This window comes from Trichococcus patagoniensis (assembly GCF_003051085.1).
In the GTDB taxonomy this organism is placed as follows: domain Bacteria; phylum Bacillota; class Bacilli; order Lactobacillales; family Aerococcaceae; genus Trichococcus; species Trichococcus patagoniensis.
The window spans coordinates 25,152-44,559 of the sequence record NZ_QAOM01000009.1; the positions used below are offsets into that span (position 1 = coordinate 25,152).

The following is a 19,408-nucleotide window of genomic DNA, read 5'->3' on the forward strand; positions in this document are numbered from 1 at the left end:
AAATATAGGATTACGGAGATGATGATCTCATGGTTAAAAATAAAGATTCACGCCAAGTTGAAGTACTTCAATACATTTATGAAGAAGTCCAAGAAAAAGGCTATCCGCCAACCGTTAGGGAAATCGGGAATGCAGTCAAACTTTCCTCAACATCTACAGTGCACGGCCATCTGTCGCGGCTTGAAAAAAATGGCTTCATCCAACGCGACCCGACAAAACCCCGCGCGATCGAACTGACTCAAGCGGGTCTGGACAAACTCGGGATCATGTCGGATAAAATGCCGTTATTGGGTACCGTCACAGCCGGAGCTCCCATCCTGGCTATCGAAGAAGCAACAGATTATTTCCCGGTTCCGCCGGATCTGAAATCCGCTTCCGGAAGCTTGTTTATGCTGAAAATCCGCGGAGAAAGCATGATCGACGCCGGCATCTTCGATGGCGACTCAGTCATCATCAGAAAACAAGCCACTGCTGAAAACGGCGATATCGTCATAGCCATGACGGATGATGATGAAGCGACCTGCAAACGATTCTATAAAGAAAACAACTACTATCGCCTGCAACCGGAAAATGCGAGCATGGATCCGATCATCCTCGATTCTGTCATCATTCTGGGGAAAGTAGTCGGTCTGTACCGGAACCACATCATATGACGGATATTCACCCGTCTGCCGCAAAAAGGCTGCCAACTACTGGCAGCCTTTTTGCATGTGTATCCATATTTGGATTGTTTATTAAGCTTAGTATTCCATCAGTGTGAAGATGTCATACCCTTGAACTAAGTCACGGCCTTTTAAATCCAGCAACTCGATCAGGAATGCCAACCCGACGACTTCTCCGCCTAATTTTTCCACCAATTCGATGGTTGCGGCTGTAGTGCCACCAGTGGCCAACAAATCATCGCATACCAATACTTTGTCACCAGGCAAGATGGCATCTTTATGCAATTGCAGCGTTGCTTTTCCGTATTCCAGTCCGTAGGATACTTCCACTGTTTCACGCGGCAATTTGCCTTTTTTGCGGGCCATTGCGAATCCGCAGCCTAATTCAACAGCGACCGGACAGCCGACCATAAACCCACGCGCTTCGGGTCCGACTACTTTATCGACATTCAAGTCCTGGGCATATTTCACAATCTCTTTGATCGAATAGCGGTAAGCCTCTCCATTCGCCATCAGGGGTGAAATATCTCGGAAAACGATGCCTTGCTCCGGGAAATCTTTGACATCATCAATATATTGTTTCAAATCCATTTTGTGTTCCTCCTAATTATTGTGCCATCATCTGTTCATTCAACCATTTCGTCAACTGCGAAAACGGGCTGTAGATGAATACCTTCTCAGCTTCCATTTTCTGCAGGCGATCTTTGTATACCTGGGTGTCGTCCAAAGCCCTTTTGACAGGGTTTTTGACCTCATTGATGAAACCATTGTCTATTGTAACAAATCCCGCCTCCAAAAACACTTGAATCATAAAAATGGCAAGATTTTTTTTGATTTTTAAGTATTTTGCTAAGGCATCTAACCGATTTCTCACATCGATATCCTTATGGGAACGGATATATTGGTAGAACTTTGCAAACTGGTCTTTAGGAGGGATTCCGTCTGCGTAAACGCTATTTGATTCATGAGATACGACATACACATTTTCGAACTGATTGCTCTTCAAAAGATCAGCCAACAAGCCCATCTTCAAAGGACATTCGAAAAGCACCAGGTTGCTGGCGCTGACATCCTGCAACGCGTCCGCTGTATTGTCAGTGAGCAACGCGGCGTTCGAACTGTTCGGGATGCGCTCATAAAATTGTTTCATGATGCCGGAAGTCGAAAACAGATACAAGGCATCTTCCACAGCCAATACCGATTCTTGGATGACCGAACTCCTTTTGTCGAAAAACTGGACATGTTTGTTTTTGATGTCCTTCAGCTGCAGTTGCGGTTTCGCGCTGTCCCGCCAAACGTTAATTGAAAGCTCCCCGATGAGGGAAACGACATCCGCCTCGTTCAAGTGGTTGCTGATGCTCCCCTTGTTGAAGCCGATCACGTCCAGAAAGAGGTTTTTGTCCTTGAGTTTGAACTTCAGATGCTTGTTGTCGGCACCGATCTGTCTGATGTCTGTCAAAGGCACATTTTGGAAGCCGAATATCGGCTTTGTATTATCGGTTCCATAAGGTTTAAGCAATTCCAATTCCTTCAAAAACGGAAGCGTGACATCGGCAAGCGGCAGCATGGCGTCGATGTAAATGGATTCGCCCGACACGATGGCATCGTGATAAAGAGCCGCATAGCTGTTGATCTTTTCAGTGAAGGCTGACAAATCTGCAGCGGGAAGGCTCATGCCTGCTGCCATTTTGTGCCCTCCGAACTTGGTGAGAAGGTCTTTTGAATCGGTCAACGCAGTATACATATCCAACGCTTCCGTGCTGCGGGCCGATCCTTTCGCGATGCCGGTTTTTTCGTCGATGCGGAACAAGATTGTCGGGCGCCCGAATTCCTCGACCAGTTTGCTGGCCACGATACCGAGAACACCCTCATGCCAATTCTTGCCGGCCAGCACGACAACATCCGGCATGCTGTCGTTCTTCGCCAGTTCGGCACTGGCTTCTTCATGGATGGATTGGACAATACCCTGTCTCTCAACGTTCTTCTCCTGTATGTACGCAACCAGTTCAGCTATTTTTTCTTCGTCGAATGACAGCATCAGTTCAGCTCCCGGACCCGCATCCTCCAACCGACCGACAGCATTCAAACGCGGACCGATGATGAAACCGATGCTTTCCTCGTCCAAATTGGCCACATCTATTCCCGCGGCTTCCATCAACGCAGCCAAACCGAGTCGATGCGTTTGTTTCATGACTTGCAGTCCCTGCTTCACGATCCAGCGATTCTCGCCTGTCAAACTGACCAGGTCCGCAACCGTACCGATAGCGGCCAGATCAAGCGATTCGTATGGCATTTCACCCAGCAGGGCCGCCGCAATTTTCAAGGCGACGCCAGCTCCGGAAAGATCCGGGAAAGGATAGGATCCTGCCGGATGTTTCGGGTGGATGATGGCATATGCATCCGGTAAGGCGTCTGGCAATTCGTGATGGTCGGAAACAATGACATCCACCCCCATTTTTTTCGCCATCGCTATCGGCTCATGGCCGGAAACCCCGTTATCGCATGTCAGGATCAGTTGCGCCCCGTTTTCGATCAATTTCTTGAACGCAGCCGCATTCGGACCATAACCGTCAGTGAAGCGGTTCGGCAAATAATAGCCGACATTGCCGCCCAATACTTCGATCGTTTCCACAAGAATGCTTGTGCTTGTGATGCCATCCGCGTCATAGTCTCCATATACAACGATTTCTTCTCCCGCTTCAATGGCTTCAGTCAAACGATGAATCGCTTTATCCATATCGTGCAGCAGATACGGATCATGGAATTCCATTTCGGCGCCATCAATGAAAGCTTTGATCTGTTCTTTTGTTTCCAATCCTCGCTGCATGCAAAGCGCGACGAATTTTTCTGATAAACCTGCAGCCTGACTGATTTCCTTGCATACAGAATCATCAATTTCTGATTTGCGTATTTTCCAATTCATCTTTGACGATAACAATTTACCGACTCCTAACTATTTAAACTGTACAGGCGCACAGAGGCTCCCACTAATCCAAAAAAGACTAGAAGCAGAACTCGTTCTAGTCTTTTCTTTGCAACTGAAAGTGACAGATCAGGTAGATCTGCCCCTCTATTTTCAACATATAGGAATTTATAAAATTTTCCAGAGTGAAAAGTGCATCACCATAGGTGTTTCACAATTTTGCAAAATGTTTCATGCACCTAAAAAGATGTCCAGCTTCACGGGTTAGCCCTTCGGAAATTAGATAAATCTGTCCTATTGCGCTCTTCGATGCTCAGTCGGACAGATTTCCTAAATTTCTTTCAGGGCTGAACGAACCCGTTCAGCATTTCTTATCAAACACCGCTTGGCTGATTCGGGCTTCCCCCAGTAAACTTCTTGATCAATTCTTCTTCAAGCGAATTGATTTTGTTGTCTTTCTGAATCAATTCCGTCCGCAGATCGGCGATTTGCTGTTCATAAGCGACTTTTGCTGCATCGACTGCTTTTTGGATTTCTTTCCCTTTTGTATCGATTTCAGCGCGCATCTGTTTGAATTCCTTGTTCTTCTTCGTTGCACTGCCTGTCGCAACCAACAAGGTGATGAGCGAGCCCATCAGGAGAGAAACCAGGATGACGATGATAAGGGGTCCATCCACAACAGCGAAACCAAAATTGACCGGCACAGAATCGACATTGAAAACGGCAAACAACACAATGATGATGATCAAAATAATGCCCGCTACTAATCTCCATTGATTTTTCATTACAATCGCCCCACTCATTTTGATATTTCTCACCCTTATTATCATCTTTTTGCCGATGCATAGTCAACTTGCAACACTTATCAACGAAATGATTCTCAGGTGAGCAAGCTTCCTGCGATCATTTCGTCAGCGCTATTTCGAATTCATCATAATCGTTGACGAGTTTCGTGCTGGGAAAGACTTTGCGGGCATCCCGCTGCAACTGATGCGCATTGCCGTTGAGGTAACGCGCACTGATATGAGTCAAATAAAGTTGGTTGACGTTTGCTTCTTTGGCCACATTGGCTGCATCGATACAGGTGGAATGGAAATAATCCGACGCAATTGCTTGGTCTTCCTTACCGAAGGTGCTCTCATGAACCAAGACATCGGCATTTTTTGCCAAAACGACCGTATTTTTCGTTCTTCTTGTGTCGCCCAGAATGGTTACGACGCGTCCTTTAGTCGTTTTCCCGATAAAATCCAGCCCATTGATGGTTCTCCCGTCAGACAAAACAACGGTCTCCCCATTTTTCAGCTTTCCGTAGAGTGGTCCCGCGGGAACATCCATCTCTTTCAGCTTATCGGCCTGCAATTCGCCCGGATAGTCGGCCTCTTCGACACGGTACCCGTAAGAAACGATGCCGTGATTCAGTTTTGCGCAACTCACACGGAATTGTTCGTCTTCAAACACTACGCCATCTTCGGTTATTTCATGAAAGAAAATCGGATAGCGCAGGTGGGACTGGGATATGCGCAGACTGGTCAGCACAAATTCCTTGATTCCCACAGGGCCATAGATGTTCAAAGGCGTATTTCCGCCTTGGAAAGCCCTGCTGCTCAAGAACCCGGGCAAGCCGAATATATGATCTCCATGCAGATGGGTGATGAAGATCTTTTCGACTTTCCTGGGCCGGATCGTTGTTTTGAGCACACGTTGCTGTGTCCCCTCTCCGCAGTCAAAAAGCCAGATGGCATTGCGTTCATCCAACAATTTCAATGCTATGCTGGAAAGATTTCTGCTGGTGGAAGGAACACCCGCTCCGGTGCCTAAAAATTGAATTTTCATAATCAGTTGCTCCCATTTTCATCATTTAATTCTTGATAGATTTCCTCTGCCACAAAAAGGGCTAATTGTTGCGCACCCATCGGATTCGGATGGACCTGATCCTCCAGAAGCCACTCGTCGTGTCCGCTGCTGAAGGCATTCCAATCCAAAATATGGACATTGGAATGGTTGCTTTCGGCAAGCGCCAACTGCTCGTTCACGCTGTCCTTCCAGATTCGCGGTACATTCGTCGTGAGGAAAAACAGATTCCGGGATATCCCGATTTCCTTTATGAAAGTTTCCATTTGCATCTGAGTGAAAGTCCCGTTGGAACCCAGAAAGACCACGACTGTATCATGCAATTGTTCCCTTTTTTCCAAGTCAGCAATCACCTCAGTGGTTTGGTAAAGCTGTCTGCTGACTGCACCTTCGACAACTGCCCGACCGAAAATCGTAACCAGCTGATCCGCGACGGAGAGCAATACGGAATCGCCTATGAAGGTAATATCCGCGCCGTGGGCAAACAAAACGGTCTCCCGTTCGAGCCCTTCGATATTGTTGATGGCCCTGCTGCGGGTGGAATCGTCGCGATTGATTTCTTCCATTTTGCTTTGGCTGGCAGCGATCTGCTCACGCAGTTCCTGCACAGCGGCATTCTCGCCGGATCGTGCTTGGATAAATCCCGTCAGAGCAGTCAGCAACAGGCTGAAACTGACGAATGCCGCAAGTTTTTCCGAAAAATGCCTGGTTGAACCTTCGGATCCTGACGCCTTCATTCGGGCAGTCGTATCGGCAGGCCGCCAAGACTGCATAGACGTCATCTTCCAACGCTTTTTTTCGAATAGTTGATAGCCTATTTCGGAAAGGCTGAGCATGACTGCCAGTTGGATCAAGATATGGCGACCGGGATCAACGCTCGTATCAACTACTTTCGCTTGATAAAGGGAAATGACAGGATAGTACCAGAGATAAAGCTGGAAACTCCGTCTGCCGAGCCACTGTATCGGCTTGAACCGCATGATTCTTGAAAGGCTCGTTGCCGTGTGCGCTGTCAAGACTACCGCAACGCCGATAATGATGCTGTTAAGGTACATTCCGCCTCTGTAGGTGAATGACTGGCTATCCAACATCCTGCTCAACATCAAACCGAGAACGGCATAGCTGAAAAAGCCTGCAAGCGTCAGTCTTCGCTTCGTTCGTTTCGACACCGGCTCGTTCAATTTCGCTAACGGCCAAACAACCGACAGCGCACTTCCGATCATAAATGAAAAATAGCGCGTATCCGTCCCATAATAGACGCGTGAAGCGTCCTCTCCCGGCATATACAGCATGGCCATCAAAAGGGCTGAAAACAAAGAAAGCCCGACCGCTGCGCAGAAGATGATTCGTTTATCCTTGAAAAGGGCCAACAGCAACAGCACAACCAAAGGCCAGATGACATAGAATTGGCTCATGACCGAAAGGAACCAGAGATGGAGGAAAGGCGATTGCACATAGAATTGTTCAAAATACGAACCGCCAGCAGAAATTTGCCACCAGTTGTTGACCATCCCCAATGACGAAAGGAGCCAAGGCCGCAAATTAAGCAATAAGTCCCTTTGGAACAAAGTGATATAGGCAGTCACCGATACCAGCATCCCCAATAACGGAAGGAACAATCTGTTGAACCTTCTGGCCAAATAGCGCTTGTAAGCCAATTTTTCCTTTTGACCGTATTCTTCGATCACAGACGCTGTGATGAAAAAACCAGTCAGGACGAAAAAAATGTTTACGGCCAAGTAACCGCCCGGCAAAACATGAGGCATCAAATGATAGAAAATGATGGCAAGAATCGCAAGCGCCCGCATCCCATCCAATGGAACGGAGCGTGTTTGTAATGTCACGATAATTATCCCCCATTTAATGATACTGGTGTTGCTTTTTAATCGACGAACTCAAAATGGTAGGTCATGATGCGGACCATGTCGCCATCTTTCGCTCCCTTAGCCCTCAGTTTTTCATCCACGCCCATGGAACGCAATTGACGCGCGAAACGCATGATGCTTTCGTCATGAGCAAAATTGGTCATGTTGAATAGTTTTTCTAGTCTTTCGCCGCCCAATACCCATGTGGAATCTGGATCGCGTCCGATAGTGAACTGTTCTTGATTTTCTTCGAATTTGTAAAGGACGGATGATTCGACTTCTTCTTCATCGAATAATGGGAACTCAGGCGTATCCTTCAGAACTTCAGCAGTGTAATCCAACAATTCGGCAACGCCGGTAGTCGACCAGGCTGAAATCGGGAAAATTCTTGGTGCTTCGTCATCACCGAATTTTTCGGCGATTTGCTGTTTGAAGATTTCAAGATTATCTTCCGCTTCCGCCACATCCATTTTATTGGCTACAATGACGGTCGGTCTTTCAAGCAAACGCAATTGGTAACTTTCCAATTCCTTGTTGATTTTTTCATAGTCATCGAAAGGATCTCTGCCTTCTGTGCCGCCCATATCGATGACATGCAGAATGACTCTTGTGCGCTCGATGTGGCGCAAAAATTGGATTCCCAGACCGACGCCTTGGGACGCGCCTTCGATTAATCCCGGTAAATCGGCCATGACAAACTCTTCTCCGCTGCGTGTTTGTACCATACCTAAGTTAGGCACAAGCGTAGTGAAGTGATAAGCTGCGATTTTTGGTTTCGCTTTTGACACGATCGAGAGCAATGTCGATTTACCTACTGATGGGAATCCAACCAAACCGACGTCCGCGATGACTTTCAACTCAAGCTCCAACTCAAGCTCTTTCCCGGGTTCACCGTTTTCGGCGATTTCGGGTGCAGGGTTTCTCGCAGTGGCAAAACGGTTATTCCCGCGTCCGCCACGTCCGCCTTTTGCAACCACAGCCTGTTGTCCAGGTTCCGTCAAATCAGCGATGAGTTCTTTTGTTTCCGCATTGCGTACAATCGTACCAGGCGGAACTCTGACGATTGTATCTTTTGCACCGCGGCCGAACATGCTTTTGCTCATGCCGTTTTCGCCGGGCTTACCTCTGAAATTCCGGTTGTAACGGAAATCCAATAACGTACGCAGACCTGGATCCACTTCAAATATGATGCTTCCCCCACGGCCGCCATCGCCACCTGCAGGACCCCCATCGGGAACATACTTTTCGCGACGGAACGCTACCATTCCATCGCCGCCTTTACCGGCTTTTACATGCACTTTTGCATGATCCAAAAACATTGACATCTTTTTTCCCCCTTGGAAAACTGTTCGGCACTCTTTGTGCCGAACAAAATGATTCGATTGGTCCAACTTTTTCAAATGCGCTTCCGCAGTCAAAAATTCGGACAAGTATCCTTAACAAATAATTTGCGTTTCGTTCTTCTGAACCGCTCATTCTTCCCTCTTAATTTACCATATTAACCAAAAAACGAAAAGAAAATACAGTATTGAAGGTTTTGATCCAGCCCACACCCGGCGGAAGACAAAATGATGGAGCCGGGAGTAAACAATGTTAGCCCCGCCTCCATCACTTCACTATTTAAGGATCAATTTTCTGACATCAGCAAACTGCAGAATGCTCAAGGTCAGGTTTCCGAGCGTGTTCAAGCGGTTGCTGCGGATAGCAATATCCTCAACCATGACCATATTTTCATCAAAATACGCTTCAATGTATGGCACGATCGCAGCCAAGGCGGCGTAATCCGCTTCAGGATCGCCGTGGGACAGAGCCAAATCGAGATGGTTGATCTGCACATACAGATTCTTCTCGCTGGCTGTTTCCAGCAAATCTTTCTGAACGGGAATCGATTCATCAGGATTTCCGGAAATGTTTACGACGCGCGCAAGAGCTTCCATGATCGCTTTGAATGATTCCTCTTCACTGTGCGCCTGCAATACTTTGGCGTTAGTGAAGAGGGTGTTGACATCTTTTTCGCCGGATTGCAGCACAGCTTCCACTATATCATAACGGATGCCATAGGTTTGAAGTTTCTGTTGGATACGGGCATTTGCGAAAACGGCAAGTTCATTCATTGTCTTATCGAACGCTTCTGCATCTTCAACCGCATAAACCTCGGTCAACAAGGCAGACAACAATTCTTCCAACGAAAATGCCCATTGGTATTTCTCGATGATCTGAATGACCCCGATCATTTGACGGCGCAATGCATACGGGTCGTTCGATCCTGTCGGAACCATACCCTGCAGGAAGAAACTGATGATGCTGTCCAATTTATCCGCCATCGCTAAAACGGCTCCGATTTGGGTTTCCGGCAATTCGCCTTCACTGGATACCGGCAGGTAGTGTTCGCGGATCGCGGTTGCTACAGCAGCGGTTTCGCCTTGTTGCAACGCATAGACCTCACCCATGATGCCTTGCAGTTCCGTAAACTCGGAAACCATGTTGGTCACCAAGTCAAATTTGTAGACGGCAGCCGCACGCAACAATTGCGTTTTGTCGTCCTCTTCCAGATCAAGCACATCAGAAAGATGGGCAGCGATTTTCGCTGTGTTGTCCATCTTATCATGAATGGAGCCTATTTTCGAATGGAATGTGACTTTCTTCAGTTTTTCGACCGACTGCGCAATGGTGATGCGTTGGTCTTCATTGAAGAAGAACAGGCCATCCTCAAGCCTTGCTGTCAGGACTTTCTCGTTCCCTTTTTTCACGTTATCGATGAATAGGCCATTCCCATTGCGTACGGATATGAAGTACGGCAATAGTTTACCGGTTTTGTCCTTCACTTCGAAATAGCGTTGGTGGTCTTTCATCGATGTGATCAAAACATCAGCCGGCAACGTCAAATATTTGCTGTCGTATTCACCGAAGAATGCTGTCGGATATTCGACCAGTGAAGTGACTTCTTCCAATAAGGTTTCATCATTGGGTATGATCCAGCCATTTTCTGCTTCAATCTGTTGGAATTGGGCCCGGATCATGTTTTTCCGTTTGTCCTGATCGGCGATGACATGTTGTCCAGCCAATTTATCCACATAGTCGCTCGCATGCGCCAGCGTCACTTCTTCGCCCAAGAAACGGTGTCCGCGGGTGGTCCGGCCTGAAACGACATCCAAGACCTGGAATGGGATGATTTCATCATCGGCCAATGCCGCAATCCAATGGATCGGACGGATGTACTTGAAGTGATGGTTGCCCCAATGCATCGAAACAGGGAAAGTCAATGACTCAACGACTGTATTCAATTCCTTCAGCACTTCGGACGAAGCTTTTCCGCTGGTTTCCTTCTTGACGAAAACATACTCTACACCCTTCAGTTCATCAAAGTAGATGTCTTCAGGAGTCAATCCTTGTCCGCGCACAAAACCCAGTGCAGCTTTTGACCAAGTGCCGTCCGCCTGCAAAGCGATTTTTTTTGCGGGCCCTTTGACGACTTCAGCCAAATCAGCCTGTTTATCACTGACTCCGCTTGCGATGACCGCCAAACGTCTCGGCGTCGCATACATTTCGATTGCATCAAAGCTGACGCGGTTTTCTTCCAAAAAAGCGGCCATTTTTTCTTTCAGTTGGATACTGCTGCTGCGCACATATTTCGCAGGCATTTCTTCAAGTCCGATTTCTAATAATACAGTTTGACTCATCACATTAGTCCTCCTTCAGGGCAAGTTCTTTTTGATCATCCGAAAGCAGTGGGAAACCCAGTTCTTTTCGCTTTTGGACAAAAGCTTTCGCCAACTGGCGCGCCATATTGCGGATCCGTGCGAGATAACCCGCGCGGTCAGTCGCAGAAACGACACCTCTTGCATCCAACAGGTTGAAGGCATGCGAGCTCTTCAGGACATAGTCATAAGCCGGATGCACGAGACCATTCTCAATCTGTTTCGTCGCTTCTGCTTCAAATGAATCAAACAGTTGGAACAACAAATCGACGTTGCTTTCCTCAAACGAATATTTGGAATGTTCGTATTCCGGTTGGCCGAAGATTTCGCCGTATTTTACGCCCTCTGTCCACTCAAGATCGTAAACACTGTTCACATCCTGGATATAAGAAGCCAAGCGCTCCAAACCATAGGTGATTTCGCTTGTGACAGGACTGCATTCCAAGCCGCCCACTTGCTGGAAATAAGTGAACTGGGTGACTTCCATGCCGTCCAACCAGACTTCCCAGCCCAAGCCTGCGCAACCCAATGAAGGGTTTTCCCAGTTGTCTTCGACAAAGCGGATGTCATGTTCGATCGGATCGATGCCCAATACTTTCAAGCTTTCCAGATAAAGCTCCTGGATATTATCCGGTGATGGCTTCATGACCACCTGAAATTGGTGATGTTGGTACAGGCGGTTTGGATTTTCACCGTAACGGCCGTCAGCTGGACGACGCGAAGGCTCCACGTATGCAGCGTTCCAAGGTTCTGGGCCGATTGCGCGCAAGAAAGTGTACGGGCTCATTGTTCCGGCACCTTTTTCAGTGTCATAGGATTGCATCAAGAGGCAGCCTTGATCTGCCCAAAAATTTTGTAGCGCTTGAATCATTTTTTGCACAGTTAATTTGTTTTCCATCATAAATCTCCTCCACTTGAAATAATACATAAAAAAAAGTCCCTATGCATCAAGTCTCCTTGAAACATAGGGACGAATATTTTCGCGGTTCCACCCTAATTCCGGCAATTGCCGGCACTTCGTTACAGGACTCGGATACGCCTTTCCGCAATAGTCTCCCGCTTTGGCTCACACTATCCCAAATTCGCTTTTCGGTACTGACCAGAGGTACTTTTATCTTCAACGTCCAGTATTTAGTTCTTCTCAATAGTAGCCTTGTTCCCGCAGAATGTCAAGAACTACTTGGATCGGACTGTCCGCTTTCGCTCGGCTTGTTTGGCTCCGGTTCGGAAGCGGAACGGAATGGAATCTCAACCTTTGTCTCCCAAGCGTACATCTGATCGATGAAGCTCTTGCTTTTCAGGCGGATCCCGACATATTCTTCATATAATTCGTCGATGAAGGCTCTGAGCGCCTGTTTCGTCTCGGCTTTGATTTGGATATTCCCGACTTGCCTCGGCGTGACCAATTGGAAAATCCGGGCAAAATGGACAGCTGCAGGGCTTGCGTGCGATCTTCTGGGGTCTTCCCCAAAATGCTTCTGGCACAGGGCCCCGGAATATTTGACCGAAAAATCAAAAGGTTCCTGCTTGCTGTGACAGATGACACATTCCTGCAATTGCGGCGCTGCACCAAAAAATTTCAGCACCCGCATTTCGAAAATGTTCACTACGATTTCCGCATCCATTCCGTTCTGCATGGCGACCAAGGATTCCTCCAACAGATCGTAGAGGTCGGCGGCCTTGATGGCATCGTTGATGGCCGCATCAGCTAGGTTGTTCAAATAAGTCGCGTAGGCGTTCAGATGGATGTCCGTCTGCATTTTGGAAAAGTGCATGATTTCGCGGCTGTCCTGCAGGAAGCTGAGGCCGTCATCCTTGATTCGGCCCAGATAAGTCGCTTTCGTGAATGGCAGGAGCGCAGCTTTCAAGGAATGGTTCGGATTTTTGATGTTCTTCACAAAAAACATCCGTTTTCCATGATCACGCGTAAATATTTTTACCAAAGCATCCTTTTCCCTATGTTTTCGGATCGATAAGACGATGCCATCAAATTCCTGATATGTCTCCATGTCGCACCCTTTCGAAAAGAGAAGAGTCCGGAAGGCAGCCTCCCAAACTCTTACTGATTGCTATTCATGTATCAATTGAGCATTAGCTGATCAATCGTAATCTTTTTGGCGATACCCGTAGTCCTGCAGATAACTCTGCTTGTCGCGCCAATCTTTTTGGACCTTCACCCAAAGCTCGAGATAAATTTTATCACCAAGCATCGCTTCGATATCCCGACGTGCCCGGACACCGATTTCTTTCAGCATTTTCCCGCCCTTGCCGATGATGATGCCTTTTTGACTGACTCTGTCGACGATGATGGTTGCATGGACATGGACTTTATCGTCCTCGTTGCGCTTCATCGATTCCACGACGACGGCCACGGAATGCGGCACTTCCTCTTTGGTCAACTGAAGGATCTTTTCGCGGATAAACTCGGACACGACGAAGTATTCCGGGTGATCCGTCACTTGATCGTCCGGATAGAATTGTGGTCCTTCCGGCATGTATTTTTTGATGGTGATCATCATTTCATCCACATTGTTCCCTTGTATGGCGGAAATCGGGACCACTTCATTGAATTCATTGTCTGAAGTATAGTCCATTATGATTTTCAGTAATTCTTCCGGCTTGACCTGATCGATTTTGTTGATGATCAAAAATTTCGGAGTGCGCAAGTTCTTGAGTTTCTCAAGAATGAAATTGTCGCCCGCTCCTCTTTTTTCTGCCGCATTCACCATGAACAAAACCAAATCCACTTCATTGAACGTGCTGTATGCGCTCTTCAGCATAAAATCGTTCAAGCGCGTCTGCGGTTTGTGGATTCCGGGCGTATCGATGAAGACGATCTGGGAATCATCCGAAGTGACTACGCCTTGGATCTTGTTCCGGGTAGTTTGGGGGACATCACTCATGATGGCGACCTTTTGACCGACGATGCGGTTCAAAAGTGTTGATTTCCCTACGTTAGGCCTCCCGATGATGGAGACGAATCCTGATTTGAAACCTTCTTTTTTATTCATACAAAACTCCTCAAATTAACTTATAATATAATTCTAAAAACTTGGGCAAAAAAATGATGGCCGCGATCAGGATGGCAAAGAATGCCGTAACCAAGACTGCTCCGGCAGCGATGTCTTTTGCTTTCTTTGCCAGAGGATGATACTCGTAATCGGTCACCAGATCGACCACATTTTCGAATATCGTATTCAAAAACTCCATGATGATCACTAAAAAAATGCAGAAGATGATCACGATCCACTCCATTGGGCTGGATCCGAAAAACCAAGCCAACAAGAGCGGTATCAAGCCAAACAAAGCATGACTGCGCATGTTTTTTTCTTCTTTGAGGATAATGCCGATGCCGTCCAAAGCGTGCTTCACTGAAGCAAAAAAGCTTGGATTCTTTCCGATTTTCCCCAACTTTTCCCTACTAGTCTCTTTTAAGTCCATAAGCATCCAGTATCTCTTTCTGAAGACCGAACATTTCCTTTTCGTCTTCTTCCGTCATGTGATCATAACCATTCAAATGCAGGAAACCATGCAACGCAAGGAAGCCTAATTCTCTCTCGAAACTGTGGCCATAGGACTCCGCTTGTTCAGCGGTTTTGTTTGTCGAGATGATGATATCACCGATATTCGTAGGAAAGGCGCCGGTTATGCTTTCCATATTGATCGGGAAGTCGTCATCCATGTCATCGTTCAGCGCAAAGCTGATGACGTCCGTGGCCTGATCTTTGTTGCGGTATTCACGGTTGATCTCCCGGATGCGCTCATTGTCCACAAAAGTGATCGACAATTCGGTATCGGGCGCCAACTTCAAATACTCCCCCGCAAAGGAAATCAAGGAATGGACCAATTCGGTGTGGTCTTTCTGTACAGATTCGGTTTCATCAAAAATATCTATTTCCATATAATCGCTCACTTTTCTATGTTGTTTTTTGTTTCCGCTTTGACATCGTAGGCTTTGATGATGCTTGCAACAACCGGATGGCGCACGACATCATAAGTATCAAAGGTGACAAAAGTGATGTCCGGGATACCCTGAAGTTTCTTCTCGGCATCGATCAATCCTGAAAGGGCGCCTTTCGGCAAATCGATCTGGGTCTTGTCGCCGTTGATGATCATTTTTGATCCGAACCCGAGCCGCGTCAGGAACATCTTCATCTGTGCGACAGTCGTGTTCTGAGCCTCATCAAGGATGATGAAGGCATCTTCAAGCGTCCGTCCGCGCATGTAGGCGAGCGGCGCAATTTCGATGACTCCCCTATCCATCAAGCGGGTTGTGTGTTCGACGCCATAGATCGCATAAAGCGCGTCATAAACCGGGCGCAGATACGGGTCAACTTTTTCCTTCAGATCTCCGGGCAGGAAGCCTAGGTTTTCTCCAGCTTCAACAGCCGGACGGGTCAGGATGATCTTTTTTACCTTACCGTTCTTCAGCGCCTCGACAGCCATCACTACGGCCAAGAAGGTTTTTCCGGTTCCGGCGGGGCCTATTCCGAATACGACGTCTTTTTTCTTGACGGCCTGCACATATTGTCTTTGGCCGAAATTTTTCGCCCGGATAGGCTTGCCTGCATACGATCTGCCGATTTCCTCTTCGTAAAGGTTGATGAAGAAGTCTAGGCTACCGCGTTCCGACATTTTTATAGCTGTGACGATATCTGTTTGTGAAATAGGGATGCCGCGCGCTAACAATTCCAATAGTTGCTTCAACAGGGAGCGGGCCTTGTCGACAGCCGACTCTTCACCACTGATTTCGATTTTCATGCCGCGGCTTGTAATGGTCACATGCAAAGCATCTTCCAGCATCTTCAGATGCTTGTCCTGTGATCCAAATAATTGAGGCAAAACGGATGCGTCCATCACTTCAATTTTCTCTGTTTTATTCACTTTATCGGTCAAACAAGCTACACTCCTCTTTTTTTGGGGATTTTTTTCACTGCTCATTGCTAACAGTATAACATAAAGCGGGATGGCTTATGAAAATATTTATCCCTCTGGTATTCGGGATAATTTTTCTGGACGACAAAAAAATGGAATGATACGGATATCATCCCATTTTTTATTGGTCAGTCTCTAAGAATTTCAGAAAGTGAGCATCCGGCTGTTAGAATTTACGTTTTCTGGCAGCTTCAGATTTTTTCTTGCGTCTCACACTTGGCTTTTCATAAAATTCATGTTTACGTGCGTCTTGCATAGTTCCAGTTTTTGAAACAGTACGTTTAAAGCGACGAAGAGCATCATCAAGAGATTCGTTTTTACGAACAACTGTTTTTGACATTAAATATTCCCTCCCTCCGAGCATTAAAAGTAACGTTTCCTTTTGAATGTAAGCAATCAAAATGAAATTGTTCTTTGGATATTATATCATAGGTGGAAGCAATTGCAACGTTTTATTGCAAAACAAAAAAGTGGATGATCCGACTGGACGAAACCTTCAGCCTATTGATCAGAGGGAAAACCTATGCAAGAGCCAAACAATTTTTGCAAACACCAAAGATTTCGAAGCGATGGGACGAAATTTGGCATCCCTCCAACTGTTGCTCAAAGAAATCCATCGGACACATCTGCAAAGCAATCGTCATCCCGCATTGTTGACAAATGAAGTGATGATGATGGTGCCCTTCATGCAAACAAGTGATCCGGAACAGTTTTTCATTGTTCAATTCTGTTTCTTCCAAGATCCCAACTTCCACAAAAGTATACAGGTTGCGGTATATCGTATCATAGCTGAGTGTCGGATATTCATCCTCCAAGGCATGAAGCACAGATTTTGCAGACAGATAGCGGTTAGCTTCCACAAAAACCGTAATGATATCTTCTCTTTTTTGGGTATATTTATAACCTTGTTTCTTTAACTTCTGCAGTGCCATGGTAACGGTATCTACCGGCATCATTTTCCCTCCCGACTCTATCAATTTCAAATTGACTATAGTATATTATTAGTGAGATTGCAATCATTAAGATTCAGGAAGGACGAGATTATATGGAACAACCAGAGCAACATGACCTGCATTTTGTCATCATATCCGATTCGGTAGGAGACACCGCCAGAAAAGTCCTCCAGGCCGTCTTGGCACAATTCCCATCGATAACTGTTCATATGTATCATTATCCGTTCATCAGAAAAATGAAAGACTTGGAGCCTGTATTGGTAGAGGCCAAAGAACTGAAAGCATTTGTTATCCATACTTTGGTCGTCGAAGATTTGAGTGAATACACTGACAGTTTCTGCGCTGCAGAGGACTTGCCTTGCTATAATATATTGAAAGCACTGGTCAGGGATATTACCGAAACAACCGGACAGCAGCCTATCCGGAGAGCAGGCGCCCTGCATCGTTTGGATGATGAATACTTCAACCGGATCAGCGCCATCGAGTTCGCAGTCAAGTACGATGACGGCAAAGATCCGAAGGGTTTCTTGGATGCCGATTTGGTCCTGCTGGGCGTTTCCCGCACTTCAAAGACGCCGCTATCCATGTTTTTGGCGAACAAGACCATCAAAGTGGCGAACTTGCCGATTATGCCGGAAGCCTCAGTGCCTGACGAAATTTGGCAAGTGGATCCGAAAAAAATCGTCGGATTGACCAATGATGCTGAGGTATTGAATAGTTTCCGCAAAGAGCGGATGATTGCCTACGGATTATCGCCTGAAACCATTTATTCGGACATGGACCGCATCCGGGCCGAGCTGGAATACGCCTATGAATTGTACAACAAATTGGGTTGCATCGTCATCAATGTATCCAAACGTTCTATAGAAGAAACAGCCGCCATCATCATGAGCAGCATCGAAATCTCAGACACAACCATCATTCCATGATATCGAAAGAAGAGGCTGTCATTGTGACAGCCCCTTCTTTTTCTTCTATTCCGATTCCGAAACTGATTTGCTAGAACCCTCTGCTGGATCCGCCGCCTCCGGAAGAACCTCCGCCTCCAAAGCCGCCGCCTCCGCCAAAACCACCACCACCGAAGCCGCCGCCGCCATACCCGCCACGATGATTGTTGCCTCGGTAACCGCCACCTCCACCGCTAAGAAGCAACCACCACAACGGATTCATTCCGCCGCCCCGTCCACCGCGTCCGCCTCTGCCTCTGCCGCCAAAAAAGAAGGACAACACTAAAAGGATGAACAGGAATTGGACGATTGACGCGAAGAATGATGAATCGCCTTCCGCGTATTGCGTTGTATCGACAGGATAGCCGGAGAAAATCACGTCGTCATCATATTGGTATTCCTCATTGACGACGACCGCCGCCTCAGTAAAGATTTCTTTCAGACCGCCATCGAAGTCATTGGCCGAAAGATAATCCAGATGATTGTCCAGAATTCTGCCGGTCCTGCTGTCCGTTAAGGCACCTTCCAGACCGTATCCGATTTCGAAGCGGATTTCCCTTTCTTCCAGAGCCAACAAAATCAGCACACCGTTATCGGCATCCGCCTGCCCAATTTTCCACTTTTCGAACAGATCGACAGAATATTCCTCGATTGTCTCACCCTGCAGCGAATCGACCACTGCCACGACAACTTGGGGTTTTTCCTCCGTCAATTCGTATTGCTCATTCACGCTCAGGATGAATGCTTTCGTTTCTTCGGAGAGCGTGCCGCTTGGATCATAGACATAAAACTCAGTTGTCGGATCAGGCAAGGCTTGCGCATGTTTGGAAGGCGCGAACGCCATCGAAAAGAAGAATACCCCCAAAACCGCAAGCAATTGCCATCGCGCCTTTTTCCTCATTTGAAACAAAACATCATCAGCCCCTCAATTATTCATCGTCTGTATTCAGGTCTACACTAGGTGCGGTTTCAGCGCCGCTGACCGCCTCAAAATAAGATTTTTCATTAAATCCGAAAAGCCCTGCCATGAGCGATCCCGGGAACCGTTTGACTTTGTTGTTGTATTGTTGCACAGCTTCGTTGTAACGATCCCTTTCGACTGAAATCCTGTTTTCGGTACCTGCCAATTCATCCATAAGAGCCGTCACTTGTTCGTTTGATTTCAGTTCCGGATAGTTCTCGACAATTACCAATAGGCGTGAAAGTGCGGATTCCATTTCGTTGCTGGCCGTAACCTGTTCTTCGGTCGTTTGGGCACTGCCGATTCTGGCACGGGCATCAGCGATTGCACCGAATACTTCCTGTTCCTGTTCCATGGCGCCTTTTACCGATTCCACCAAGTTGGGGATCAGATCATAACGTCTTTGCAGTTTGGTTTCCACATTCGCCCATTGCACATCGACATTGCTCTCCTCCGTCACCAAACCATTATAGGAGCTGATCAACGGTACTCCCAATAGCAACACCGCAATAAAAACTCCGATTAAGCCTTTCAACCAACCTTTCATCATTCCATCTCCTTTAATCTTTCATTTTGTGCTTGTATACAATTATCCCTGAACTTCGGTAAAACC

General features: G+C 47.0%; 19 protein-coding genes. 2 read left to right on the forward strand and 17 right to left on the reverse strand.

Translation table 11 applies throughout. The features are described from left to right. The first annotated feature begins 29 nt into the window (after positions 1–29). Positions 30–653: a transcriptional repressor LexA gene (gene lexA / locus C8U37_RS07315; RefSeq protein WP_108032611.1), complete on the forward strand. Its 624-nt coding sequence runs from the start codon at positions 30–32 to the stop codon at positions 651–653. A gap of 87 nt (positions 654–740) precedes the next feature. Here lexA and C8U37_RS07320 read toward each other — a convergent pair whose 3' ends face one another. From C8U37_RS07320 to C8U37_RS07390, 15 genes are all read right to left on the reverse strand, one after another. Then, positions 741–1,253, reverse strand: coding sequence for an adenine phosphoribosyltransferase (locus tag C8U37_RS07320; RefSeq protein WP_108032612.1), 513 nt, complete (start codon positions 1,251–1,253; stop codon positions 741–743). 16 nt (positions 1,254–1,269) lie between these two features. Next, entirely contained in the window at positions 1,270–3,600 is a 2,331-nt protein-coding gene (gene recJ / locus C8U37_RS07325; protein WP_108032613.1) for a single-stranded-DNA-specific exonuclease RecJ, read from the reverse strand. 359 nt (positions 3,601–3,959) lie between these two features. Then, complete coding sequence (locus tag C8U37_RS07330; RefSeq protein WP_108032614.1) at positions 3,960–4,370, reverse strand: lipopolysaccharide assembly protein LapA domain-containing protein; 411 nt, start codon at positions 4,368–4,370, stop codon at positions 3,960–3,962. 118 nt (positions 4,371–4,488) lie between these two features. After that, positions 4,489–5,418, reverse strand: a complete 930-nt coding sequence (gene rnz, locus C8U37_RS07335; protein ID WP_108032615.1) for a ribonuclease Z — start codon at positions 5,416–5,418, stop codon at positions 4,489–4,491. 2 nt (positions 5,419–5,420) lie between these two features. After that, positions 5,421–7,280: an acyltransferase family protein gene (locus C8U37_RS07340; protein WP_108032616.1), complete on the reverse strand. Its 1,860-nt coding sequence runs from the start codon at positions 7,278–7,280 to the stop codon at positions 5,421–5,423. Between the two features lie 38 nt (positions 7,281–7,318). Next, positions 7,319–8,626, reverse strand: a complete 1,308-nt coding sequence (obgE, locus tag C8U37_RS07345) for a GTPase ObgE (protein WP_107995188.1) — start codon at positions 8,624–8,626, stop codon at positions 7,319–7,321. A gap of 291 nt (positions 8,627–8,917) precedes the next feature. Beyond that, entirely contained in the window at positions 8,918–10,981 is a 2,064-nt protein-coding gene (glyS, locus tag C8U37_RS07350; RefSeq protein ID WP_108032617.1) for a glycine--tRNA ligase subunit beta, read from the reverse strand. Positions 10,982–10,985: 4 nt separating this feature from the next. Then, positions 10,986–11,897, reverse strand: a complete 912-nt coding sequence (glyQ, locus tag C8U37_RS07355) for a glycine--tRNA ligase subunit alpha (protein ID WP_108032715.1) — start codon at positions 11,895–11,897, stop codon at positions 10,986–10,988. 271 nt (positions 11,898–12,168) lie between these two features. Beyond that, entirely contained in the window at positions 12,169–13,008 is an 840-nt protein-coding gene (gene recO / locus C8U37_RS07360; RefSeq protein ID WP_108032618.1) for a DNA repair protein RecO, read from the reverse strand. Positions 13,009–13,098: 90 nt separating this feature from the next. Next, positions 13,099–14,010: a GTPase Era gene (gene era, locus C8U37_RS07365; RefSeq protein ID WP_108032619.1), complete on the reverse strand. Its 912-nt coding sequence runs from the start codon at positions 14,008–14,010 to the stop codon at positions 13,099–13,101. A gap of 10 nt (positions 14,011–14,020) precedes the next feature. Continuing rightward, entirely contained in the window at positions 14,021–14,446 is a 426-nt protein-coding gene (locus C8U37_RS07370; protein ID WP_108032620.1) for a diacylglycerol kinase family protein, read from the reverse strand. Next, positions 14,421–14,900: an rRNA maturation RNase YbeY gene (ybeY, locus tag C8U37_RS07375; RefSeq protein ID WP_108032621.1), complete on the reverse strand. Its 480-nt coding sequence runs from the start codon at positions 14,898–14,900 to the stop codon at positions 14,421–14,423. Before ybeY ends, C8U37_RS07370 begins: the two co-directional genes overlap by 26 nt. Positions 14,901–14,908: 8 nt before the next feature. Beyond that, positions 14,909–15,856, reverse strand: coding sequence for a PhoH family protein (locus tag C8U37_RS07380; RefSeq protein WP_245879793.1), 948 nt, complete (start codon positions 15,854–15,856; stop codon positions 14,909–14,911). A gap of 244 nt (positions 15,857–16,100) precedes the next feature. Next, positions 16,101–16,274, reverse strand: a complete 174-nt coding sequence (rpsU, locus tag C8U37_RS07385; RefSeq protein ID WP_108032623.1) for a 30S ribosomal protein S21 — start codon at positions 16,272–16,274, stop codon at positions 16,101–16,103. A gap of 181 nt (positions 16,275–16,455) precedes the next feature. Beyond that, positions 16,456–16,890 (reverse strand): Fur family transcriptional regulator, encoded by a 435-nt coding sequence (locus C8U37_RS07390; protein WP_281257496.1) that lies wholly within the window; start codon positions 16,888–16,890, stop codon positions 16,456–16,458. Between the two features lie 89 nt (positions 16,891–16,979). Here C8U37_RS07390 and C8U37_RS07395 point away from each other — a divergent pair, with 89 nt between their 5' ends. After that, on the forward strand, positions 16,980–17,816 hold the full coding sequence (locus tag C8U37_RS07395) for a pyruvate, water dikinase regulatory protein (RefSeq protein WP_108032625.1): 837 nt from the start codon (positions 16,980–16,982) through the stop codon (positions 17,814–17,816). A gap of 70 nt (positions 17,817–17,886) precedes the next feature. Here C8U37_RS07395 and C8U37_RS14750 read toward each other — a convergent pair whose 3' ends face one another. Together C8U37_RS14750 and C8U37_RS07405 are read right to left on the reverse strand one after the other, a co-directional pair. Further along, complete coding sequence (locus tag C8U37_RS14750) at positions 17,887–18,735, reverse strand: TPM domain-containing protein (RefSeq protein ID WP_108032716.1); 849 nt, start codon at positions 18,733–18,735, stop codon at positions 17,887–17,889. A gap of 28 nt (positions 18,736–18,763) precedes the next feature. Further along, positions 18,764–19,345: a LemA family protein gene (locus tag C8U37_RS07405; protein ID WP_245879782.1), complete on the reverse strand. Its 582-nt coding sequence runs from the start codon at positions 19,343–19,345 to the stop codon at positions 18,764–18,766. Positions 19,346–19,408 lie beyond the last annotated feature (63 nt).